The organism is Bradyrhizobium glycinis (assembly GCF_016031655.1).
Taxonomy (GTDB): domain Bacteria; phylum Pseudomonadota; class Alphaproteobacteria; order Rhizobiales; family Xanthobacteraceae; genus Bradyrhizobium; species Bradyrhizobium glycinis.
Window position 1 is genome coordinate 1 of the sequence record NZ_JACCHQ010000039.1, and the last position, 21,160, is coordinate 21,160.

Genomic DNA, 21,160 nt, shown 5'->3' on the forward strand with positions numbered 1-21,160 from the left:
GGCGGCCTCGGCGTCGGCGCCGCCAAGACCCTGGACGCCATCATGAAGCTGCCGCCGGCGGTGACGCTGGCCTTCACGCCCTACGGCTCCGACCCCGGCAAGCTCGCCGAGCGGGCGCGGGCGCAGCGCCACGAGATCTTCCTCCAGATCCCGATGGAGCCCTACGACTTCCCCGACAACGATCCGGGGCCGCAAACGCTGCTGACCTCGCTCAGCTCCGACCAGAACATGGACCGCCTGTACTGGCACCTCAGCCGGATGCAGGGCTATGCCGGCCTCACCAATTTCATGGGCGCCCGCTTCATCGCGACGGAGCCGGCGATGCAGCCGATCATTCGCGAGGCGGCCAAGCGCGGCCTCGGCTTCTTCGATGACGGCTCCTCGCCGCGCAGCATCGCGCCCCAGGCCGCGGCCAACCAGGCCATGCCGTTCGGCAAGGGCGATATCGCCATCGATGCGGTGCCGACGGCGACCGAGATCGACCGCGCCCTCAACAAGCTGGAATCGGCGGCGCGCGAGCGCGGCATCGCTGTCGGCACGGCCTCCGCCCTGCCCGTCTCGATCGAGCGCATCAGCGCCTGGACCAAGACATTGGGCGACCGAGGTATCCTTTTGGTGCCATTGACAACCGCGATGCTGAAATCAAAATCCAGCTAAATCAACGAATTGGTTCGGCACGGGTCTCGCGGGGCCGGCATGCCTTCCCAAGAAGCAGGCAAGAGGTCTGGCGGAATGGCGCGTTACGAGGATCTGCCCTACCGGACCTGTGTCGGTGTGATGCTGATCAATCCAAAGGGACTGGTGTTCATCGGCCGCCGCGCCGGCGGCATCGAGCATGTCGACGACACCCATGTCTGGCAGATGCCGCAAGGCGGGGTCGATCCCGGCGAGGACACCTGGGAAGCGGCCAAGCGCGAGCTCTACGAGGAGACCAGCGTGCGCTCGGTCGAACGGCTCGGCGAAGTCCCGGACTGGCTCACCTACGACATTCCGCGCACCGTTGCGGGACGCGCTTGGAAGGGCCGCTACCGCGGCCAGCGCCAGAAATGGTATGCGGTGCGCTTCACCGGCAAGGACAGCGAGATCAACGTCGAGCATCCCGGTGGCGGCGGCCACAAGGCGGAATTCGTGAGCTGGCGCTGGGAGTCGATGAAGAATCTCCCTGAGCTGATCATCCCGTTCAAGCGCCCGGTCTATGAGCGCGTGGTGCAGGAATTTTCTGCGCTGGCGGAGGGTTAGCGACGCTCCCGCCTAAAGTTCCGCTCGTCACCCCCGCCTAGTGCGCAATTGCGCACGGGGGCGGGGTCCATAACCCAAGGGAGAAGTTGTGCGGAAGGTGACAACCGCGAGCGTTCAACAAACACCCGCCTGTGGTTATGGATTCTCTGGTGCGCAATTGCGCACCAGAGCTCGCGCTCCGCGCGCCCCGGAATGACAAAGATGACCAATCAAAAACCCTATCGCCCCAATGTCGGCATCGCCCTGTTCAACGCCGACGGCCGCGTGCTGATCGGCCATCGCTTCAAGGGCGATGGGCCCGAGATCATCCTGCCGGGACTCGACTGGCAGATGCCGCAGGGCGGTGTCGACGAGGGCGAGAACCTGCGCGACGCGGCGATGCGCGAGCTCTGGGAGGAGACCAATGTCGTCAGCGCCGACTATCTCGGCGAGACCGACTGGTTCACCTATGAATTCCCGCCGTACGACGGACCGCAGACGCACCGGCTGGCGAAGTTTCGCGGCCAGCGCCAGAAATGGTTCGCACTGCGCTTCACCGGCAGGGACGACGAGATCGATCCGCTGACGCCGCGCAACGGCCAGCCCGCGGAGTTCGACGCCTGGCGCTGGGAGCGCCTCGACCGTGTCGCCGAGCTCGTGGTGCCGTTCCGCCGCGAGGTCTACCGCGCGGTGGCGCGAGAGTTTGCGCACCTCGCAAGCTGAACCGCATGCGGGGAGAGAGCTCACCTTCCGAGCGGTGACAATTACTGCTTTTCGCGCCATCCCCTGTTCGTGGCATTGCGCGAAGCCCGTCAAAAAACCAAAGCATTCTCGTGACATGCCAGGATGGCGCGCCATCAACTTGCCATGAACTTGCCCCTCAGGTTTGATGGTTCCGAATGATTTGCGCTGTGGCAGCGGGGAGAGCTTGAAATGACGGATTTTCGTCGCCTGACCGGGATTTTCGTGGCTGCGATGGGACTGGTCCTGTCCACGCCCCACGCCTTCGCCCAGCAGCCGGACCGCGGCGACGAGCCGGGCCTGATCGCGGACGAGTCCTACCAGCTCGAGCCGGAATGGCAGAAGCAGGTGGTCTACTTCCGAACCACGGAAGCTCCGGGCACCATCATCGTCTCAACCGCCGAGCGCCACCTCTATTTGGTGCAGCCGGGCGGGCGCGCCATCCGCTACGGCATCGGCGTCGGCCGCGACGGTTTTCAGTGGCAGGGGCTGGTGACCATCACCAACAAGAAGGAGTGGCCGGACTGGACACCGCCGCCGGAGATGATCCAGCGCCAGCCCTATCTGCCACGCTTTATGGCCGGCGGACCCGGCAATCCGCTGGGCGCCCGCGCCATGTATCTGGGCACCACGGTCTATCGCATCCACGGCACCAACCGCCCTGATACGATCGGCACCAAGGTGTCGTCCGGCTGCTTCCGTCTCGTCAACAACGACGTCGCCGATCTCTACGATCGCGTCCCTGTCGGCACCAAGGTCGTCATTCGGCAGAAGCCCGAGCTCTGACGGCCGTCGGTTTGAGCATGATCCTTCGGGATCATGCTCCGTCCCCTCCTCCGCTTCCTTTTCCGACACTTTCGAGAGAGAAATCATGCGCACTTTTCGTGGCGGCCTGCTGATCGGGCTCGCGGTCGCCGTGCTGGTCGGCGTCCTCGCCGTCATCTATGAATTCTACGACACCCGCACCCTGAAGCGCACCGTTCGCCGCGGCGAAGTGCTGTGCGGCGTCAACAAGGGCCTGCCGGGCTTCTCGATCCCCGACGACAAGGGCAACTGGACCGGCTTCGACGTCGATTTCTGCCGCGCGGTGGCTGCTGCGATCTTCAACGACCCGAACAAGGCGAAGTTCGTTCCGCTCGACGCCAACGAGCGTTTCAAGGAGCTGCAGAGCCGCAAGGTGGACATCCTCTCGCGCAACACGACGTGGAGCATGGCACGCGAGCTCGACTACGACCTGTATTTTCCGGCCGTAGCCTATTACGACGGCGTCGGCTTCATGGTGCCGCGGACGCGCAACAAGGAGACCTCGCTGGACCTGACAGATAGCAAGGTCTGCGTGCAGAACGGAACCACGACGACACTCAACGTCGCCGATTACTTCCGCGTCAACAATATGAAATATGAAGAGGTGAAGTTCGATAACCTCAACGACGTCGTGAAGGCCTACGACACCGGCAAGTGCGACACGTTTTCCGCCGACGTTTCTCAGCTCTATGCTCTGCGGCTGAACCTCTCGAAACCCGGCGACCATATGATCCTGCCGGACATGATCTCCAAGGAACCGCTCGCCCCCGTGGTGCGTCAGCGCGACGACGACTGGATGATGATCGTGAAGTGGACGCTGTATGCCATGATCAACGCCGAGGAGCTGGGCGTCACCTCGGAGAACATCGACGAGGCCCTGAAGTCGAAGAAGCCGGACGTGATGCGCCTCGTCGGCACCGAAGGCCGCTACGGCGAGCAGCTCGGCCTCACCAAGGACTGGGCCGCCCGCATCATCCGTCACGTCGGCAATTACGGCGAGATGTATGATCGCAACATCGGCGAGAAGTCGAAGCTGAAGATCCCGCGCGGCATGAACCAGCTTTGGAACGCAGGTGGCGTGCAATACGCACCGCCGATGCGGTAAGCGGCCTCGCTGAAACGTCGTAGGGTGGGTTAGCCTTGCAATTGCGCTAAGCGCAATTGCTCGGCGTAACCCACCATGCTTCCGCGTTTGCCGGACGAAGTTGGTGGGTTACGCCCTGCAGATGCGCTTCGCGCTTCTGCAGAGCTAACCCACCCTACCAGAGCTCTACTGCCTCAATATCCCCGCGACCTGGCCAGCTGCTCGGTGTGGTAGTTCGCGTCGCCGAATAGCTCCTCGCAGACACGCGCGCGCTTCATGAAAAAGCCGATATCGAACTGGTCGGTCATGCCCATGCCGCCGTGCATCTGCACGCCTTCCTGTACCGCGCGCGTGGCGGTGGTGCCGGCGCGCGCCTTGGCCACGGCGACGGCGGGTGCGGCCTTGACGACGTCGGCATCCAGTGCCTGCAGCGCTTTCATGGTGGCGGCACGGGTGATCTCGATGTCGATATAGAGCTCGGCGGCGCGATGCTGCAGCGCCTGGAATTCGCCGATGAGCTTGCCGAATTGCTTGCGGCTCTTCAGATACTCGACGGTGCGGCCAAACACCTCGTCGCTGAGGCCGACCATTTCGGCGGCGACCGCGCCGCGGCCGATATCGAGCACGCCATCGAGCAGGCCGGCCGCCTGGTCGACCTCGCCGAGCACGCTGTCGGCATCGACCTCGACATTGGCGAACTCGATCCGCGCCGCATTGTGCGCATCGACCATGATGGTGCGCTCGATCGCAACGCCCTTGGCCTTGGGGTTGACCAGGAACAGCGTCAGGCCCTCGCGCTCGCCGGCAGAGCCCGCGGTGCGCGCGGCGACGATGAGGAGATCGGCGACATGACCGTCGACCACCAGCGCCTTCGCGCCCGATAGCTTGAAGCCGTTGCCGGCGCGCACGGCCTGCAGGCTGGTCTGCAGCGGGCGATGCTTGGCGCCCTCGTCGATCGCCAGCGTCGCGAGCAGCGAGCCGTTCGCGATCTTCGACAGATATTCCGATTTCTGCGCGGCATTGCCGCCACGGGTCAGCGCCGAGGCCGCCACCACGGAGGTGGCGAGGAAGGGCGATGGCATCAAGGTGCGGCCGATCTCCTCCATGATGATTCCGGCTTCGACGTAGCCGAGACCGCTGCCGCCGAACTCTTCCGGCACCAGCAAGCCGGCAAAACCCATCTCGGCGAAGGAATGCCAGAGCTCCTTGGAGAAGCCGATGGGGTCCTTGCTGTCGCGCAAGTGGCGCAGGTGCGACACCGGCGCCTTGTCGCTGATCAGCCCGCGCGCGGAGTCGCGGAGCATGGATTGTTCTTCGGTGAGGACGAGGGCCATGTGCTTGTTTCCGATTCGAAATCTATTTGGTTCGTCATTCCGGGATGCGCCGCAGGCGCAGGCCCGGAATCCATACTCCCGACTGGTGGTTATGGATTCTCAGATGCGCAATTGCGCATCTTAGCTCGCGCTTCGCGCGCCCCGGAATGACGGGTGGTGAGAGCGTGGCTCACGCCCCCGGCAGATCCAGGATGCGCTTGGCGACGATGCCGAGCATGACCTCGGACGTGCCGCCTTCGATCGAGTTGGCCTTGGTGCGCAGCCAGGCGCGCGGGCGGGCGCCCTGCTTGGAGCGTTCGCTCTCCCATTCCAATGCATCGACGCCGCCGGCCGACATCAGGATTTCATGGCGGCGCTTGTTGAGCTCGGTGCCGTAATATTTCATCGCCGAGGAGAACGCCGGATGCGCCTGACCGGCCTTGGCGAGATCGACCGCACGCTCGGCGCAGGCAGCGAGCGCAGCTTCATCGACATCGAAGCGCGCGATCTGGCCGCGCAGCATGGCATCCTCAAGCTGGCCTTGTCCATCGGTGCCGACGGAGTCGGCCGCGATCTGGCCGAGCGGCCGGCCGACGCCGCGCTCGCCCATGCCCGAGATCATCGCGCGCTCGTGCTGGAGCAGATATTTCGCGACGTCCCAGCCGCGATTGATGGTGCCGACCACGTTCGACTTCGGCACGCGGACATTGTCGAAGAAGGTCTCGCAGAACGGCGAATAACCCGAGATCAGCAGGATCGGCTTGGTCGAGACGCCCTTCGAGGTCATGTCGAACAGGATGAAGCTGATGCCATCATGCTTCTTCGCGGTCGGATCGGTGCGGACCAGGCAGAAGATCCAGTCGGCGTAATTGGCGTAGGACGTCCAGATCTTCTGGCCGTTGATGATGAAGTCGTCGCCGTCGCTCTCCGCGCGGGTCTGCAGCGAAGCGAGGTCGGAGCCGGCATTCGGCTCCGAATAGCCCTGGCACCAGCGGATCTCGCCCGCGGCGATCTTCGGCAGATGCTCCTTCTTCTGCGCCTCATTACCGTATTTGAGCAGCGCCGGCCCGAGCATCCAGATGCCGAAGCTCGACAGCGGCGGCCGCGCGCCGATCCGCGCCATCTCCGCGCGCAGCACCTTGTGCTCGGCAGCGCCCAGGCCCCCGCCGCCATACTCCTTCGGCCAGTCGGGCACGGTCCAGCCCTTGTCGCGCATGCGCTCGAACCAGATGCGCTGCGGCTCGGACGAGAATTTTGCATTGCGTCCGCCCCAGAACACGTCGGCATCCGACGTTGCGGGCTTGCGCATCTCCGGCGGGCAATTGGCCTCCAGCCAGGCGCGGGTCTCGTTGCGGAATGTTTCGAGATCGGCGGATTCTGCATCGCTGGTTTTAGAGTCAGTCATTGGTCGTTTCCATCACTCAAAATTCGAATTGTTGCCGCCGAGTCTGGGCCAAGCCCCCGCGGAATTCAACCACTTCCGCAAGGCCCGCATCGGTTATAGTCGCGCGACGGCGAGCCTTGAAAACAAAGAGGAAACGACCATGCGCCTGAAACTTCTTTCGCCTGGCGAAATGAACGAGAGCCAGCGACAGACCTATGACGAGTCGATTGCCGGCAAGCGCGGCAAGCCGCCGGCGCCGATGATGGCCTGGCTGAACAGCCCCGAGATGGCGCGCCATGCCACGCGGCTCGGCGAGGTGCTGCGCTTCGACACGATCTTCCCGGCCAAGCTCTCGGAGATCGCGATCCTGGTGACGGCGCGGCACTGGACCGCGCATTACGAATGGTATGCGCACAAGCGCCTGGCGCTTGCCGGCGGCATGAAGCCCAAGATCATCGACGCCATCCGCGACCGCCGCACGCCCGACTTCGACGATACTAAGGCCAAGATGATCTACGATCTCGCGAAGTCGCTGCATGAGGGCCACGGCGTTGAGAAGGGTTTGTATGATGAGGCGGTGAAGCTGCTCGGCGAACGCGGCGTGGTCGAGGTGATCGGGCTGTGCGGCTATTACACGCTGGTGTCGATGACGCTGAACACGTTCGAGTTCGGCCTTCCCGAGGGTGAGGTGTCGGAGCTGGCCTAGTTTCCCATTCGGAAACGATGGGTTTCGCGTTTGGCCGTGGCGCTGGCTCGACGCCACCCTACGTGCATGTTTTCAACGGAGCATTCACATGTCGCAAAGCCCAGCCATTCCTGCCGGCACCCGGATCGGCCATGTCCACCTCAAGGTCGCCGATCTCGATCGTGCGCTCGGCTTCTATTGCGGCGTGCTCGGCTTCGAGCTGATGCAGCGGATGGGCTCGGGCGCGGCCTTCATCTCGGCCGGCGGCTATCATCATCACATCGGGCTCAACACCTGGGAGAGCAAGGGCGGCTCGCCGCCGCCGCCGGGCGCGACCGGGCTGTATCACACCGCGATCCTGTTTCCGACGCGCCCGGCGCTGGCGGATGCGCTGCATCGGGTGCTCGCGGCCGGCATTGCGCTGGACGGCGCCAGCGACCACGGCGTCAGCGAGGCGCTTTACCTGCGCGACCCCGACCAGAACGGCGTGGAGCTGTATTGGGACAAGCCGCGGGAGCAATGGCCGTTCGGGCCTGACGGGAAGCTGGCCATGTTCACCAAGCGGCTGGATGTCGAAGCGCTGTTGAGGCAGCGGGAGGGGTGAGGTGGGCACCGCGCAACCAGCGCCGTCGCCCACCCTGCATGCGCTGCGTGATCAGCGCCCCGCGTCCATGTCGCCCGCCTCGCGCTGGCCGCTGAGCCAGAGCGCGAGCAGGGTCCAGAACGCGCCGGACAACAGATACGCACCCGAGGCGATGACGCCGAGATTGGTGGCGAGCAGCAGCGCGACCAGCGGGGCGAAGCCGGCGCCGAACAGCCAGGCCATGTCGGAGGTCAGCGCGGAGGCTGTGTAGCGATAGGCCTGCCGGAAGTTCGAGGCGATCGCACCGGAGGATTGGCCGAAGGACAGGCCGAGCAGGATGAAGCCGATCACCATGTAGATGGTCTCGCCGAACGCGCCAGCGTCGAGCAGCTGCGGCGCGAAGCCGCTGTAGATCGCGATCGCGATGGCCGATCCCATCAGCAGCGACTTGCGGCCGACGCGGTCGGCGATGATGCCGGAGGCCACGATCGCGGCGACGCCGAACACGGCGGCGACGATCTCGATGATCAAAAAGCGCACCGGGCTCTCGCGGGTGAACAGGAACACCCAGGACAGCGGAAACACCGTGACCATGTGGAACAGCGCAAAGCTCGCCAGCGGCGCGAAGGCGCCAAGCATGATGGTCTGGCCCTCGCGCGCGACCGTCTCGGAGATCCGCGCCGGCTGGAGTTCGCGGGTCTCGAACAGCGTGGCGTATTCTTCCGTCGTCACCATGCGCAGGCGCGCGAACAGCGCCACGACGTTGATGGCAAACGCAACGAAGAACGGATAGCGCCAGCCCCAGTCGAAGAAATCATCGGCCGAAAGGAGGCCGGCGAAATAGGCGAACAGCGCGCTCGCCACGATCAGGCCGAGCGGGGCCCCTAACTGCGGCACCATCGCGTACCAGCCGCGCTGGGAGGCCGGCGCATTCAGCGCCAGCAGCGAAGCCATGCCGTCCCAGGCGCCGCCCCAGGCCAGACCCTGCGCGATGCGCGCCAGCGCCAGCAGCCAGATCGCGGCGACGCCGATCTCCTGATAGCCGGGCAGGAACGCGAGCGCGACGGTGGCGGTGCCGAGCAGGAACAGCGCCGAGATCAGCTTGGCCGTCTTGCCGTATTCCCGGTCGATCGTCATGAAAATGACGGTGCCGATAGGACGGGCCATGAAGGCCAGCGCGAAGATCATGAAGGAATAGAGGGTGCCGGTCAGCTCGCTCGCGAACGGGAACACCAGGCGCGGGAACACGATCACCGAGGCGATCGCGAAGACGAAGAAGTCGAAGAATTCCGAGGTGCGGCCAATGATGACGCCAATGGCGATCTCGCCGGGACTGGCCTGGTCGTGGCCGTGCTCGCCCGTGTGGAGGTCTGCCATTGCGGGGGTCTGTGCCGTCGCCATTCGTGCGCCCTTAACGTCCTGAAAACCAAAGCCGACCGCCCGGCGGGACGCCAGGTAATCTGCCCCTGTCTGGCCCAAGCTCCCGCACTGCAACATTGGACAAATTGTCCAATGTCCGGATTGTTGCGCCGCAGCTACCCGTTGGCCCCGCAAAGGAAACTCATTCTCATAAGGCTCGGCCCGTGTCTCGTCTCAAGATCCTGGCGCTACTACCTCTGGCTGCTGCACTCAGCGGCTGCGACTATGTCGTGCTGGCGCCAGCCGGCGATATCGCAGCCCAACAGCGCGACCTCGTCATCATCTCGACCGTCCTGATGCTCCTGATCGTCGTGCCCGTGATGGCACTGACGGTGCTGTTCGCCTGGCGCTACCGCCAGTCCAACACCGAGGCCCGCTACGAGCCGGAATGGGATCACTCGACCAAGCTCGAGCTGGTGATCTGGTCGGCGCCGCTCTTGATCATCGTTTGCCTGGGCGCGCTGACCTGGATGGGCACGCATCTGCTCGACCCCTATCGCACCCTCGGCCGCATTCATGCCGAGCGCGCCGTGGACCGGTCCAAGACCCCGCTCGAGGTCGACGTCGTCGCTCTCGACTGGAAATGGCTCTTCATCTACCCGGACTACGGCGTCGCCACCGTCAATGAGCTCGCCGCTCCGGTCGATCGCCCGATCACCTTCCGCATCACCGCGTCCTCGGTGATGAACTCGTTCTACATCCCCGCGCTCGCCGGCCAGATCTACGCGATGCCGGGCATGGAGACCAAGCTCCACGCCGTGGTCAACCACGCCGGCACCTACAAGGGTTTTTCGGCGAACTATAGCGGCGCCGGCTTCTCGGGCATGCACTTCAACTTCAGGGGACTCGACGACAAGGGCTTTGACGCCTGGATCGCCAGCGCCAAGTCGGCCGGCGGCTCGCTCGGCCGCGCCGAATATCTCCAGCTGGAGAAGCCCAGCCAGAACGAGCCGGTGCGGCGCTGGGGCACCGTCGATGCCGATCTCTACCGCCTGATCCTCAACATGTGCGTCGAGACCGGCAAGATGTGCCAGAGCGAGATGATGGCGATCGACGCCAAGGGTGGCAACGGCCACCAGGGCCTGAATAACACCCTGCCGCTCACCTACGACAAATATGCCCGCCGCGGCACGGTGCTCGGACCCGAGCCGACCTTCGTCGCCGGCACCTGCACGCCGGATGCGCCGCAGGGGCAGACCACCGCCTCGATCAAGGCTCCGACCGACTTCGCGCCGCTCCTAGGTGCCGGCCTGAAGCGGCCGTCGTTCACGCCGCTGAAGTCCTCGTCCTTCTTCCTCGGACAGCGTCCGAAGTCAGACTCCTAATAGAGAATGCGCATGTCTCCTGATCTTCTCAAGCTCATCTTCGGCCGGCTCGGCCTCGAATCGCTGCCGCTGCACGAGCCGATCGTCGTCGGCACCTTCGTGGTGGTCGCGCTCGGCGGCGCCGCGCTGCTCGGCGGCCTCACCTATTTCCGCCTCTGGGGCTATCTCTGGCGCGAATGGTTCACCACGGTGGACCACAAGCGCATCGGCATCATGTACATGATCCTCGGCATCGTGATGCTGCTGCGCGGCTTTGCCGACGCGCTGATGATGCGCGGCCAGCAGATGCTCGCGTTCAATGGCTCCGAAGGCTATCTCAACGCCCATCACTACGACCAGGTCTTCACCGCCCACGGCGTGATCATGATATTCTTCGTGGCGATGCCGCTGGTCACGGGCCTGATGAACTATGTCGTGCCGCTGCAGATCGGCGCGCGCGACGTCTCGTTCCCGTTCCTGAACAATTTCAGCTTCTGGATGACGGTCGGCGGCGCGGTGCTGGTGATGGCCTCGCTGTTCATCGGCGAATTCGCCCGCACCGGCTGGCTGGCTTATCCGCCGCTGTCGAACATCGGCTACAGTCCCGACGTCGGTGTCGACTATTACATCTGGGCGCTGCAGGTCGCCGGCGTCGGCACGACATTGTCAGGCATCAACCTGATCTGCACCATCGTCAAGCTGCGCTGCCCCGGCATGACCATGATGAAGATGCCGGTGTTCACCTGGACCTCGCTCTGCACCAACGTGCTGATCGTCGCCTCCTTCCCGGTCCTGACCGTGGTGCTCGCGCTGCTCTCGCTCGACCGCTACGTCGGCACCAATTTCTTCACCAACGATTTCGGCGGCAGTCCGATGATGTACGTGAACCTGATCTGGATCTGGGGCCACCCCGAGGTCTACATCCTGGTTCTCCCGGCGTTCGGCATCTTCTCCGAGGTCACCTCGACCTTCTCGGGCAAGCGGCTGTTCGGCTACACCTCGATGGTCTACGCCACCGTGGTCATCACCATCCTGTCCTACCTGGTGTGGCTGCACCACTTCTTCACGATGGGCTCGGGCGCCAGCGTCAACTCGTTCTTCGGCATCACCACCATGATCATCTCGATCCCGACGGGTGCGAAGATGTTCAACTGGCTGTTCACGATGTATCGCGGCCGCATCCGCTACGAGTTGCCGATGATGTGGACCATCGCCTTCATGCTGACCTTCGTGATCGGTGGCATGACCGGCGTACTGCTCGCGGTACCGCCGGCCGACTTCGTGCTGCACAACAGCCTGTTCCTGATCGCGCACTTCCACAACGTGATCATCGGCGGCGTGGTGTTCGGCGCGTTCGCCGGCATCAACTACTGGTTCCCAAAGGCGTTCGGCTTCAAGCTCGATCCGTTCTGGGGCAAGATGTCGTTCTGGTTCTGGGTCACCGGCTTCTACCTGGCCTTCATGCCGCTCTACGTGCTCGGCCTGATGGGCGTGACCCGCCGCCTGCGCGTGTTCGACGATCCGTCCTTGCAGATCTGGTTCGTCATCGCTGCGATCGGTGCCGTGTTCGTCTTCATCGGCATCCTCGCGATGCTGATGCAGTTCGCGGTCAGCCTGCTCAAGCGCGAGCAGCTCAAGGACGTCACCGGCGATCCCTGGGACGCGCGCACGCTGGAATGGGCGACCTCCTCGCCGCCGCCGGACTACAACTTCGCCTTCACGCCGGTCGTTCACGACAACGACGCGTGGTGGGACATGAAGCGGCGCGGCTACCAGCGTCCGCTCGCCGGGTTCAAGCCGATCCACATGCCGAGCAGCACCGGCACCGGCATCATCCTCGCCGGCTTCGCCACCGCGATGGGCTTTGCTCTCGTCTGGTACATGTGGTGGCTCGCCGCCCTGAGCTTCATTGCGATGCTCGCCGTCGGGATCGGCCACACCTTCAACTATCACCGCGACTTCGACATTCCGGCTGAAGACGTCATCCGGACCGAAGACGCGCGCACCAAACTGCTCGCCGGAGCCAAGTAAATGACCGTTGCCGTTCATCCCTCGCAGACCGGCGAGCCGGTCTTCTATCTCGCCGACGAGCATCCGCATCCGGAAGGCTACAGCACCTCGCTCGGCTTCTGGATCTACCTGATGAGCGACTGTCTCATCTTCGCGATCCTGTTCGCCACCTACGGCGTGCTCGGCGGCAACTATGCCGCCGGCCCCGCGCCGAAGGACCTGTTCGACTTGAGCCTGGTGGCGGTGAACACCTCCATGCTGCTGCTGTCGTCGATCACCTACGGCTTCGCCATGCTGACGATGCAGCAGAACAAGGTCGCGCAGACGCAAGTTTGGCTGGCAATCACCGGCCTGTTCGGCCTGGCCTTCATCGGCATCGAGCTCTTCGAGTTCGCCCATATGATCCACGAGGGTGCGACGCCGCAGCGCAGCGCCTTCCTCTCCGCCTTCTTCACCCTGGTCGGCACCCACGGCCTGCACGTCACCTGCGGCCTGATCTGGCTGGTGACGCTGATGGTGCAGGTCGGAAAGTTCGGCCTGATCGAGGCCAACCGCCGCCGCCTGATGTGCCTGTCGATGTTCTGGCACTTCCTCGACGTGGTCTGGATCGGCGTCTTCACCTTCGTCTATCTCCTGGGAGTTCTGCGATGAGCACCGATACCCACGCAGCCGGCGCGCACGACCATCACCACGAGGGCGGCCACGCCCACAGTACGTTCTCGGGCTACATGCTCGGCTTCGTGCTCTCGGTCGTGCTCACCGCGATCCCGTTCTGGCTGGTGATGAGCGGCGCGCTGCCAAGCAAGCAGATCACCGCGCTGGTGATCATGGCCTTTGCAATCGTGCAGATCGTCGTGCACATGGTCTACTTCCTGCACATGAACACGACGTCCGAGAACGGCTGGACCATGATGGCGCTGATCTTCACCATCGTGATGGTGGTGATCGCATTGTCGGGGTCACTGTGGGTGATGAGCCACCTCAACAGCAACATGATGCCGATGCACCAGATGAGCGGAATGAAGTGAGCGAGACCGGGACCCTGACGGGCAAGGATGGAGCGCGCAGCAAGGCTGTGCGGCCGCCGTCCTTGTGGCTCACGGTCCTCTCACTCATTGCTTTCGTGCTTCTGATCGCGCTCGGCGTCTGGCAGATCGAGCGCCGCGCCTGGAAGCTGGCGCTGATCGACCGGGTCGAGCAGCGCGTCCACGCGCCGGCGCAGCCGATCCCCTCGCCCGCATCATGGCCCGCCGTCAGCGCCGCGAATGACGAATACAGGCACGTCAGCCTCAGCGGGCGCTTCCTGCATGAGAGCGAGACGCTGGTTCAGGCCGTCACCGAGGAAGGCCCCGGCTATTGGGTGCTGACGCCGCTTCAGCGCGACGACGGCACGGTGGTGCTGATCAACCGCGGCTTCGTGCCGTCCGAGCGGCGCGACGCATCGACGCGCCGGGACGGCAATCCGCAAGGCCGGGTGGAGATCACCGGTCTGCTCCGCGTCACGGAGCCGAGGGGCGGCTTCTTGCGGACCAACGTGCCCGAGCACAACCGCTGGTACTCGCGGGACGTCGCCGCGATTGCGACGGCACGCGGCCTTCGCGAGGTCGCACCCTTCTTCGTGGACGCCGACGCTGGATCACAAATTGCAGGCGGCCCAATCGGCGGATTGACCGTGATCCGCTTTCCCAATAACCACCTGATCTACGCGCTGACGTGGTTTGCCCTGGCTTTCATGCTGGCCGGCAGACTTTTCGTCATATTCGGCGGCGGGCTGTTCCGCCGCAAGCGCTTCGTCCACGACAAGGCCGGCGGCTCGGATGCCGTCGCCCGCAGGACGGGATCAGATGCTGGAACGATCGTCGAGCCGACCTGACGACGGGAAAACGCTTTCCCAGACGCTTGCCCATGGCGGCGGGCCCGTCACGCTGCAATCGCAGGCCGACGCCCGCAGCGAGCTGATCGGCACTATGCCGACCGAGGACGAGACCAACCGCAAGAACATGGCGCTGCTGATCCAGCTGCGCTGGACCGCGGTGGTCGGCCAGATCGTGACCATCGGTGCCGTGCATTTCGGCCTCGGCATCCCCCTGCCGCTCGAGCGGATGGGCGCGGTGATCGGCGCGCTGGTGCTGCTCAACGTCTCCAGCCTGGTCTGGGTGCGCCATCGCGCCGCGATCACCAACAACGAGCTCTTGGTCGCCTTGATGCTGGACGTCGCTGCGCTGACCGCGCAGCTTTATCTCTCCGGCGGCGCCACCAATCCCTTCACCTCGCTGTTCCTGCTCCAGGTGACGCTCGGCGCCGTGCTGCTCGATGCCCGCTCGACCTGGTCGCTGGTGGCGCTGACCTGCGCGAGTTTCGTCTGGCTGACATTGGCCTACCGGCCGCTCGATCTGCCGCCCAATCCGTTGAGCGAGACCTATACGCTCACCGTAACAGGCATGCTCCTGGGCTTCGTGCTCAACGCCGTGCTGCTCGTCGTGTTCGTCACCCGCATCAACAGGAATTTGCGCGAGCGCGACGCTCATCTGGCGGCGTTGCGCCAGCATGCCGCCGAGCAGGATCATATCGTGCGCATGGGCCTGCTCGCCTCGGGCGCGGCGCATGAGCTCGGCACGCCGCTCGCCTCGCTCTCGGTGATCCTCAGCGATTGGCGCCGCATGCCGGACCTCGCCGCCGATCAGGAGCTCGCCGAGGATCTGGCTGAAATGGAAACGTCGTTGCAGCGCTGCAAGTCGATCGTCACCGGCATCCTGGTGTCGGCGGGCGAAGCCCGCGGTGAGGGCTCCTCGCCGACGACGGTGACGGCCTTCGTCACCGCGCTCGTCGACGAATGGCGCAATGCGCGCTCGGCCCGCACGCTCTACTTCGTCAACACCTTCGGCGAGGACGTCGCGATCGTCTCCGACGTGGCGCTGAAGCAGGTGATCTTCAACGTGCTCGACAACGCCTATGAGGTCTCGCGCGAGTGGGTCGAGCTCGTCGCCGAGCGCGAGGGCGACAATCTCGTGCTGTCGATCTCCGACCGCGGTCCCGGCTTTGCGCCGGAGATGCTGGCGCAGCTGGGCAAGCCCTACCAGTCGAGCAAGGGCCGCGCCGGCGGCGGGCTCGGCCTGTTCCTGGTGGTGAACGTCGTGCGCAAATTGGGGGGCACCGTGACCGCCGAGAACCACAGGAAGCGGGGTGCCACGGTGCGCCTCACGCTGCCGCTCGCAACATTGGCGATCGGAGGGAATTTTGACGCCTGACCGTTCGCTCATCGTCGTCGAGGACGATGCGGGTTTCGCCCGCACGCTGAAGCGCTCGTTCGAGCGTCGTGGCTACGAGGTCGTGCTCGCCGCCTCGATCGAGGAGGTACGCCAGGTGCTGGAGGAGCGCTCCTTCGGTCATGCCGTCGTCGACCTCAAGCTCGGCGGCGCCTCGGGCCTTGCCTGTGTCGAGCTCCTGCACACGCATGATCCGGACATGCTGATCGTGGTGCTGACCGGCTTTGCCAGCATCTCCACCGCCGTCGAGGCGATCAAGCTAGGGGCCTGCCACTATCTGGCAAAGCCGTCCAACACCGACGACATCGAGGCCGCCTTCCACAAGGCTGAAGGCAACGCCGAGGTCGCGCTCGATACGCGTCCGACCTCGATCAAGACGCTGGAATGGGAACGCATCCACCAGACCTTGATCGAGACCGAGTTCAACATCTCGGAAGCGGCCCGCCGGCTGGGCATGCACCGGCGGACGTTGGCGAGGAAGCTCGAGAAGCGCCCCGTGAAGTAGGAGCGCTATCGCATTTGAGAGCATTCCCCGCCGCCATCCTTCGAGACGCCCGCTTGAGGCGGGCTCCTCAGGATGAGGACGGAGTGCGTGGCTGCAGTTTCAACGGGCACTGATGCCGATGAGCCTCATCCTGAGGAGGCGCGTAAGCGCCGTCTCGAAGGACGAGGCGGGCGCACCGGCCGCTATTTGCCGAACCGCGCGATCACGTCGGCCAGCGCGATGTGACCTGTGCACGATCCCGCTCCCGGATCAGAGCCGCCGTCCTCCAGAGCGGTGGCGTAGAGGACCGCGGGATCGGCTTCGAGGCGAGCTCGCAATGCCGCCAGCTTTGGCCAGCGGCTCCGCTCCGCAACCGCGTGGAAGTCGAGCCAGCGCGCGACGCCGACGAGCACGGCGTCGGCAAGGGTCGGCCGCTCGCCGAGCAGGAATTCCCGCGATTCGATCATCCCTTCGAGCTTGTCATGGCGCTCGATGACCCTTCCTGTGCCGAAGGCGCGCAGGACCGACTTCGCGGCGGGCTCCATGGCTTCGGCTTCCATTGCGGCCCATAGCGGCGCAAAGGCGGCGGTGAAACCGGTATTCACGAACGCCATGAGCTGATGCATGCGATCGGTTTGCCGCGACAGCGGATCGAAGCTGATGCGCCGTTCGACATCCCTGGCCTCTAACCAGGCCGCGATCGCCATCGTTTCCGTCAGCACCTCGCCCTCCTCGGTGATGAAGACCGGCGTCTCATGTCGCGGATTGATGCGGGCGTATGACGGGCTTCGCATCTCGCCCATCATGTCGACCCGGCACAACCGATATGGCTTGCCCAGCCATTCGAGAGCTGCAACGAGCCCCATGGAGCTTCCCTTCGGGAAGCCGTAGAGTAGAATTGGGTCCATGATCCATTCTCCGTGATTTCTGATGATCACGCTGCGCAGCGGTGACGCGACCCTAGTCGCTCGCCGCATCAAGTAAATTACGAACTTTTTTGTAACCTGGAGGTGCCGATGAAGGATCTCGTTTCGAGATGTCCCATCGAGGAAGTGATGCAGATTCTGAGCGGTCGCTGGCCGACGCTGCTGATCTACTATTTGAAGCAGGGCACCAAGCGCTTCAGCGACTTGCGCCGAGACAATCCGACCATCTCACACAGGATGCTCGCGCTCGAGCTTCGCAAGCTGGAAGATGCCGGTATCGTAAGCCGCACTGAATTCGGCGGATATCCGCTGCGCGTCGAGTACGATCTGACGCCCGCCGGTCACGCGCTCGTGCCGTTGATCGATGCCTTGGGAAACTGGTGGACGTCGGTTGCAGCGGCGGCTGACGGAGAAGGCCGTCGGGATGAAATCGGCGTCCCGGCAAGGACGCAGCGGACTTGAAGCGAAGGCCCACGTGAGGAGACTGCCGTGACCATGCTCGTCGAGCGCTTCAACCTGCTGGTTGCGCTTTCGCCCGCGCCGAGCAAGCGCGATGCCGAAACAGTTCAGTTCGCACAGGCCGCGCTGACGTCCGCCAAGCGGGAGGGCCTGAAACTCGCGGTGCGGGCGCGCTATGTCGCCCTCGTCGTCATCGGCTGCTTGCTGCTGGCGATCAACCCGGCCTGGGAGCAGCTCTACTACGTGGCGCTGCTCGGCTTGTTCGCACTGATCGGCTGGGCTCAGGTCAGGGTCGGGCGGGTTGGCGTGTCACGGCCGGAATTGGCGCTCCTGTTTTGCGACTTGGCGCTGCTCACATGCCTCCTCGTGGTTCCCAATCCGTTCGGAGCCTCGCACTGGCCGGTCGCGATGCAGTACCATTTCGGCAATTTCATCTATTTCTTCGTACTGCTCGCAGGGGCCACATTGGCCTATACTTGGCGGACCATGATTGCGGTCGGCGTGTGGACAGCTGCGCTCTGGATGATCGGCGTGGCCTGGGTCTGGTGGCAGCCCGATCGCGATCCTGCGCTGACGGCCCGCATCGCAGCGGCAGTGGGCAGTGATGAGCGCTTGTTTGCGATGATTTCGCCCAGCGCGATCGTGTTCCACGTTCGCATCCAGGAGATCGTCGTTTTCTTGATCGTGGCCATGACCTTGGCGCTCGCGGTCCGCCGCAGCAACGACCTCTTGGTGCGGCATGCCGCGGTGGAGCGCGAGCGCGGCAACCTCGCACGCTACTTCTCACCGAACGTCGTGGCGGAATTGTCGAAGCAGGACGAGCCGTTGAAGCAGGTGCGCACACAACACGTCGCGGTGCTGTTCGTCGACATCGTCGGCTTCACGGCCTTTGCCGATGCGCGCTCGCCACAGGAGGTCGTGCGGACGTTGCGGGAATTCCACGGATTGATGGAGCAGGAGGTTTTCCGCCATAGCGGCACGCTCGATAAATATCTCGGGGACGGATTGATGGCGACGTTCGGGACGCCCTTCGCGGGCGAGCACGACGCCAGCAACGCGCTGCGATGTGCCCAGGCGATGATCGTCGCTGCGAACCGTTGGAATGATCGGCGGGCAGCGTCAGGCGAGCCGCCGCTTCATGTGAGCTTTGGCTTGCATTATGGGCCGGTGGTGCTCGGCGACATCGGGCAGACCTGTCTGGAATTTGCGGTGATCGGCGCGACCGTGAACGTCGCAAGCCGCCTCGAAGCCTTGACCCGCACCTTCGATTGCGCGCTGGTGGCAAGCGACGACCTCGTCAGCCAGGCGAAGGCCGAGCTTGGCGACGCAGCCGCAACGTTTCAGTCATTGGAAGCGCGAGAGCCGCGGGCGGTCCGCGGTATTCAGCAGCCGATCTCGATCTGGACCCAGCCGCGCGGCGCGTAGAGCCGAACTCGCCCGCGGTGTCGGAAAGCCAAGCAAAAAGCCCGGCCAACGGCCGGGCTTTTGATGACTTGCGCAGAACGAAGCTGCTTACGCGGCCTCGTCGGCGACGGTGCTGTCGTCGCCATCGGTATCGTCGGTATCGCCCTCGGCATCCGTGTCGGCTTCGCCGTCGGCGGCTTCCGCCTTGGCGCTGGTGCGGCGCGGGCTCTTGGCGAGCTGAGCCTCGATCTCCTTGACCGCTTCGGTCTCGGTCGAGTGCTGCACCACCGCGATCTCGCGGGAGAGGCGGTCGAGCGCTGCTTCATAAAGCTGGCGTTCCGAGTAGGACTGCTCGGGCTGCGATTCCGAGCGATAGAGGTCGCGCACGACTTCCGCGATCGCGACGATGTCGCCCGAGTTGATCTTCGCTTCGTATTCCTGGGCGCGGCGCGACCACATCGTGCGCTTGACGCGGGCGCGGCCCTTGAGCGTCTCCAGCGCCTTCTTGACCAGCACCGGATCGGACAGCTTGCGCATGCCGACATTGGCGACCTTGGCGGTCGGCACGCGCAGCGTCATCTTGTCCTTGATGAAGTTGATGACGAACAGCTCGAGCTTCGCACCGGCGATCTCCTGCTCCTCGATGGCCAGGATCTGGCCGACGCCGTGAGCGGGATAGACCACGAATTCGTTGGCCTTGAAGCCCTGACGCTGGGTCACGACCTTCTTTTCCTCGACCTTCGGCGCAGCCGCGGGCTTGGCGGCCGGCTTGGCGGCGACGGGAGCCTTGGCGGGCGCAGCGGCAACGGGGGCCCTGGTCGCGGGCTTGGCAGCGGGGGCCTTGGCAGTCACAGGCTTGACGTTCAAAGGCTTGGCGGCAGCAGGCTTGGCAGCGGTCGCTTTCGCGGCCGGTTTGGCAGTCTTGTTAGGCATTGCGCTTCTTTTGTTCTTCGAGGACTTTGCAGCCGGCGCCTTCGTCGCGGTCCGACCCTTGGATGCGCTACGGCTGGCCGCGGCGACTTTTTTGGCCTCCTTATGGGAAGCCCTCGCTGAAGTACTCTTTTTACGCGTTTTCTGTGACACAGCCTGCGCGCGGAAACTGCCACGCCCCTGTTCGACATTTGGTTTCACGGGAACCCAGAGGGGCCAACGGGGCTGACGGGGTTCGGCTTAATGTGCTCAATATAGCACATTTCCCGCAAAAATCAATGATTTAGGGGTCTTGAGGGCTGGTTTTCGGCGGCAGCGCCGCTATTAGGGTTAAGTTTGGGCGCGAATTAGTCCCCAGAGCCGGGGTTCGGAGAAAAATATTTCTCGAACTTGCCTTCCATGCCGTCGAATTCCTTGGCGTCGGCGGGTGATTCTTTCTTCTGGGTGATGTTCGGCCAGCTCTTGGCGTAATCGGCGTTGACCTGGAGCCACTTTTCGAGGCCCGGTTCCGTGTCCGGCTTGATGGCGTCGGCGGGGCATTCCGGCTCGCACACGCCGCAATCGATGCACTCGTCGGGATGGATGACGAGCATGTTGTCGCCTTCGTAGAAGCAGTCGACCGGGCAGACCTCGACGCAGTCGGTGTACTTGCACTTGATGCAGTTTTCAGTGACGACGTAAGTCATCCAACGCTCCGAAAAGCTCTTTTAGAAGTCGCGGCTTGCCTAGCGCGGATGGCCGGGCGCCGCAAGGTCAGGAAGGCCCGATCATGACGGCTTTGTGCGTTTGATCGATCAAGAAATGAATACCAGACGCAATTAATTACGCGTCCCGAGCTCCTCGTAGAGCACGCGAGCCGAGGCGGCATCGCCACGGCGTTCGTTGAAGGCGGTGACCTTCAGGACGCGCACGGTGCGATCGAGCGCAATGGTGAGGACGTCACCGGCCTTGATCGCATGGCCCGGCGATGTCTCGCGCACGCCGTTGACGCGGACATGGCCGGTGACGACGAGCTCGGCCGCGGAGGTGCGCGCCTTCACCACCCGCGCGTGCCACAGCCATTTGTCGATGCGCTGCCGCTCGGTCGTGGCTCTATTCCTTTTGACGCGTTTTCTTCACGCGAACCGCTCCGCACTTCGCTCGAAA

23 protein-coding genes are annotated in these 21,160 nt (G+C 64.2%); 16 read left to right on the forward strand and 7 right to left on the reverse strand.

Annotated elements, in window-relative coordinates:
- The 5 genes from HZZ16_RS34045 to HZZ16_RS34065 all read left to right on the forward strand — a co-directional run.
- The coding region (locus HZZ16_RS34045) for a divergent polysaccharide deacetylase family protein (protein ID WP_197954830.1) at nt 1-657 on the forward strand (657 nt) is incomplete at its 5' end.
- 75 nt (nt 658-732) lie between these two features.
- Nucleotides 733-1,239 carry an RNA pyrophosphohydrolase gene (locus HZZ16_RS34050; RefSeq protein ID WP_036024645.1) on the forward strand — a complete coding sequence of 169 codons (507 nt, stop codon included), beginning with the start codon at nt 733-735 and terminating at the stop codon, nt 1,237-1,239.
- A gap of 201 nt (nt 1,240-1,440) precedes the next feature.
- Nucleotides 1,441-1,941: an RNA pyrophosphohydrolase gene (locus tag HZZ16_RS34055; RefSeq protein ID WP_197954832.1), complete on the forward strand. Its 501-nt coding sequence runs from the start codon at nt 1,441-1,443 to the stop codon at nt 1,939-1,941.
- A gap of 210 nt (nt 1,942-2,151) precedes the next feature.
- Nucleotides 2,152-2,745, forward strand: a complete 594-nt coding sequence (locus HZZ16_RS34060) for a L,D-transpeptidase (RefSeq protein ID WP_197954834.1) — start codon at nt 2,152-2,154, stop codon at nt 2,743-2,745.
- Between the two features lie 85 nt (nt 2,746-2,830).
- Nucleotides 2,831-3,868: an amino acid ABC transporter substrate-binding protein gene (locus HZZ16_RS34065; protein WP_197954837.1), complete on the forward strand. Its 1,038-nt coding sequence runs from the start codon at nt 2,831-2,833 to the stop codon at nt 3,866-3,868.
- Nucleotides 3,869-4,041: 173 nt separating this feature from the next.
- Here HZZ16_RS34065 and HZZ16_RS34070 read toward each other — a convergent pair whose 3' ends face one another.
- Together HZZ16_RS34070 and HZZ16_RS34075 are read right to left on the reverse strand one after the other, a co-directional pair.
- A complete protein-coding gene (locus tag HZZ16_RS34070) occupies nt 4,042-5,181 on the reverse strand; it encodes an acyl-CoA dehydrogenase family protein (protein WP_197954841.1) in 1,140 nt (379 codons plus the stop codon).
- A 169-nt stretch (nt 5,182-5,350) separates the two neighbouring features.
- Nucleotides 5,351-6,565: an acyl-CoA dehydrogenase family protein gene (locus HZZ16_RS34075; RefSeq protein ID WP_197954850.1), complete on the reverse strand. Its 1,215-nt coding sequence runs from the start codon at nt 6,563-6,565 to the stop codon at nt 5,351-5,353.
- A 139-nt stretch (nt 6,566-6,704) separates the two neighbouring features.
- Here HZZ16_RS34075 and HZZ16_RS34080 point away from each other — a divergent pair, with 139 nt between their 5' ends.
- Entirely contained in the window at nt 6,705-7,250 is a 546-nt protein-coding gene (locus HZZ16_RS34080) for a carboxymuconolactone decarboxylase family protein (RefSeq protein ID WP_197954851.1), read from the forward strand.
- 88 nt (nt 7,251-7,338) lie between these two features.
- The gene (locus tag HZZ16_RS34085; RefSeq protein ID WP_197954855.1) at nt 7,339-7,833 is read left to right on the forward strand and encodes a VOC family protein; all 495 of its coding nucleotides are present in this window, start codon (nt 7,339-7,341) and stop codon (nt 7,831-7,833) included.
- Between the two features lie 51 nt (nt 7,834-7,884).
- Here HZZ16_RS34085 and HZZ16_RS34090 read toward each other — a convergent pair whose 3' ends face one another.
- Nucleotides 7,885-9,213 carry an MFS transporter gene (locus HZZ16_RS34090; protein WP_197954857.1) on the reverse strand — a complete coding sequence of 443 codons (1,329 nt, stop codon included), beginning with the start codon at nt 9,211-9,213 and terminating at the stop codon, nt 7,885-7,887.
- Between the two features lie 182 nt (nt 9,214-9,395).
- Here HZZ16_RS34090 and cyoA point away from each other — a divergent pair, with 182 nt between their 5' ends.
- The 7 genes from cyoA to HZZ16_RS34125 are packed head-to-tail and all read left to right on the forward strand — an operon-like array spanning nt 9,396 to nt 16,316.
- Entirely contained in the window at nt 9,396-10,556 is a 1,161-nt protein-coding gene (gene cyoA, locus HZZ16_RS34095; protein ID WP_197954859.1) for a ubiquinol oxidase subunit II, read from the forward strand.
- Nucleotides 10,557-10,568: 12 nt separating this feature from the next.
- Nucleotides 10,569-12,566, forward strand: a complete 1,998-nt coding sequence (gene cyoB, locus HZZ16_RS34100) for a cytochrome o ubiquinol oxidase subunit I (protein ID WP_197954861.1) — start codon at nt 10,569-10,571, stop codon at nt 12,564-12,566.
- Complete coding sequence (gene cyoC, locus HZZ16_RS34105; RefSeq protein ID WP_197954863.1) at nt 12,567-13,196, forward strand: cytochrome o ubiquinol oxidase subunit III; 630 nt, start codon at nt 12,567-12,569, stop codon at nt 13,194-13,196.
- Nucleotides 13,193-13,573 (forward strand): cytochrome o ubiquinol oxidase subunit IV, encoded by a 381-nt coding sequence (cyoD, locus tag HZZ16_RS34110; RefSeq protein ID WP_036001948.1) that lies wholly within the window; start codon nt 13,193-13,195, stop codon nt 13,571-13,573. Before cyoC ends, cyoD begins: the two co-directional genes overlap by 4 nt.
- The gene (locus HZZ16_RS34115) at nt 13,570-14,418 is read left to right on the forward strand and encodes an SURF1 family protein (protein ID WP_197954864.1); all 849 of its coding nucleotides are present in this window, start codon (nt 13,570-13,572) and stop codon (nt 14,416-14,418) included. Before cyoD ends, HZZ16_RS34115 begins: the two co-directional genes overlap by 4 nt.
- The gene (locus HZZ16_RS34120; protein WP_197954865.1) at nt 14,390-15,793 is read left to right on the forward strand and encodes an ATP-binding protein; all 1,404 of its coding nucleotides are present in this window, start codon (nt 14,390-14,392) and stop codon (nt 15,791-15,793) included. The genes HZZ16_RS34115 and HZZ16_RS34120 overlap by 29 nt, the downstream gene beginning before the upstream one ends.
- Entirely contained in the window at nt 15,783-16,316 is a 534-nt protein-coding gene (locus HZZ16_RS34125; RefSeq protein WP_025033366.1) for a response regulator transcription factor, read from the forward strand. The genes HZZ16_RS34120 and HZZ16_RS34125 overlap by 11 nt, the downstream gene beginning before the upstream one ends.
- Before the next feature lie 182 nt (nt 16,317-16,498).
- Here HZZ16_RS34125 and HZZ16_RS34130 read toward each other — a convergent pair whose 3' ends face one another.
- Nucleotides 16,499-17,203 carry a glutathione S-transferase family protein gene (locus HZZ16_RS34130; RefSeq protein WP_197954866.1) on the reverse strand — a complete coding sequence of 235 codons (705 nt, stop codon included), beginning with the start codon at nt 17,201-17,203 and terminating at the stop codon, nt 16,499-16,501.
- A gap of 108 nt (nt 17,204-17,311) precedes the next feature.
- Here HZZ16_RS34130 and HZZ16_RS34135 point away from each other — a divergent pair, with 108 nt between their 5' ends.
- On the forward strand, nt 17,312-17,683 hold the full coding sequence (locus tag HZZ16_RS34135; RefSeq protein WP_246510632.1) for a winged helix-turn-helix transcriptional regulator: 372 nt from the start codon (nt 17,312-17,314) through the stop codon (nt 17,681-17,683).
- Nucleotides 17,684-17,716: 33 nt separating this feature from the next.
- Nucleotides 17,717-19,105 carry an adenylate/guanylate cyclase domain-containing protein gene (locus HZZ16_RS34140; protein ID WP_246510634.1) on the forward strand — a complete coding sequence of 463 codons (1,389 nt, stop codon included), beginning with the start codon at nt 17,717-17,719 and terminating at the stop codon, nt 19,103-19,105.
- An 87-nt stretch (nt 19,106-19,192) separates the two neighbouring features.
- Here HZZ16_RS34140 and HZZ16_RS34145 read toward each other — a convergent pair whose 3' ends face one another.
- The 3 genes from HZZ16_RS34145 to HZZ16_RS34155 all read right to left on the reverse strand — a co-directional run bounded on the left by HZZ16_RS34145 (nt 19,193) and on the right by HZZ16_RS34155 (nt 21,084).
- On the reverse strand, nt 19,193-20,017 hold the full coding sequence (locus HZZ16_RS34145; protein WP_197954868.1) for a CarD family transcriptional regulator: 825 nt from the start codon (nt 20,015-20,017) through the stop codon (nt 19,193-19,195).
- Between the two features lie 344 nt (nt 20,018-20,361).
- On the reverse strand, nt 20,362-20,700 hold the full coding sequence (gene fdxA, locus HZZ16_RS34150; RefSeq protein WP_018643465.1) for a ferredoxin FdxA: 339 nt from the start codon (nt 20,698-20,700) through the stop codon (nt 20,362-20,364).
- Between the two features lie 132 nt (nt 20,701-20,832).
- Complete coding sequence (locus HZZ16_RS34155; RefSeq protein ID WP_197954914.1) at nt 20,833-21,084, reverse strand: RNA-binding S4 domain-containing protein; 252 nt, start codon at nt 21,082-21,084, stop codon at nt 20,833-20,835.
- Nucleotides 21,085-21,160 lie beyond the last annotated feature (76 nt).

Bases quoted from the DNA above. Each gene is read 5' to 3' on its own strand.
- HZZ16_RS34080 (WP_197954851.1), top strand. From the start codon at position 6,705: ATGCGCCTGAAACTTCTTTCGCCTGGCGAAATGAACGAGAGCCAGCGA.
- HZZ16_RS34055 (WP_197954832.1), top strand. From the start codon at position 1,441: ATGACCAATCAAAAACCCTATCGCCCCAATGTCGGCATCGCCCTGTTC.
- HZZ16_RS34050 (WP_036024645.1), top strand. From the start codon at position 733: ATGGCGCGTTACGAGGATCTGCCCTACCGGACCTGTGTCGGTGTGATG.
- HZZ16_RS34075 (WP_197954850.1), bottom strand. From the start codon at position 6,565: ATGACTGACTCTAAAACCAGCGATGCAGAATCCGCCGATCTCGAAACA.
- HZZ16_RS34140 (WP_246510634.1), top strand. From the start codon at position 17,717: ATGCTCGTCGAGCGCTTCAACCTGCTGGTTGCGCTTTCGCCCGCGCCG.
- HZZ16_RS34145 (WP_197954868.1), bottom strand. From the start codon at position 20,017: ATGCCTAACAAGACTGCCAAACCGGCCGCGAAAGCGACCGCTGCCAAG.
- HZZ16_RS34070 (WP_197954841.1), bottom strand. From the start codon at position 5,181: ATGGCCCTCGTCCTCACCGAAGAACAATCCATGCTCCGCGACTCCGCG.
- cyoC (WP_197954863.1), top strand. From the start codon at position 12,567: ATGACCGTTGCCGTTCATCCCTCGCAGACCGGCGAGCCGGTCTTCTAT.
- HZZ16_RS34060 (WP_197954834.1), top strand. From the start codon at position 2,152: ATGACGGATTTTCGTCGCCTGACCGGGATTTTCGTGGCTGCGATGGGA.
- HZZ16_RS34120 (WP_197954865.1), top strand. From the start codon at position 14,390: ATGCTGGAACGATCGTCGAGCCGACCTGACGACGGGAAAACGCTTTCC.
- HZZ16_RS34135 (WP_246510632.1), top strand. From the start codon at position 17,312: ATGAAGGATCTCGTTTCGAGATGTCCCATCGAGGAAGTGATGCAGATT.
- HZZ16_RS34085 (WP_197954855.1), top strand. From the start codon at position 7,339: ATGTCGCAAAGCCCAGCCATTCCTGCCGGCACCCGGATCGGCCATGTC.
- fdxA (WP_018643465.1), bottom strand. From the start codon at position 20,700: ATGACTTACGTCGTCACTGAAAACTGCATCAAGTGCAAGTACACCGAC.
- cyoB (WP_197954861.1), top strand. From the start codon at position 10,569: ATGTCTCCTGATCTTCTCAAGCTCATCTTCGGCCGGCTCGGCCTCGAA.
- HZZ16_RS34065 (WP_197954837.1), top strand. From the start codon at position 2,831: ATGCGCACTTTTCGTGGCGGCCTGCTGATCGGGCTCGCGGTCGCCGTG.
- cyoD (WP_036001948.1), top strand. From the start codon at position 13,193: ATGAGCACCGATACCCACGCAGCCGGCGCGCACGACCATCACCACGAG.
- HZZ16_RS34090 (WP_197954857.1), bottom strand. From the start codon at position 9,213: ATGGCGACGGCACAGACCCCCGCAATGGCAGACCTCCACACGGGCGAG.
- HZZ16_RS34130 (WP_197954866.1), bottom strand. From the start codon at position 17,203: ATGGACCCAATTCTACTCTACGGCTTCCCGAAGGGAAGCTCCATGGGG.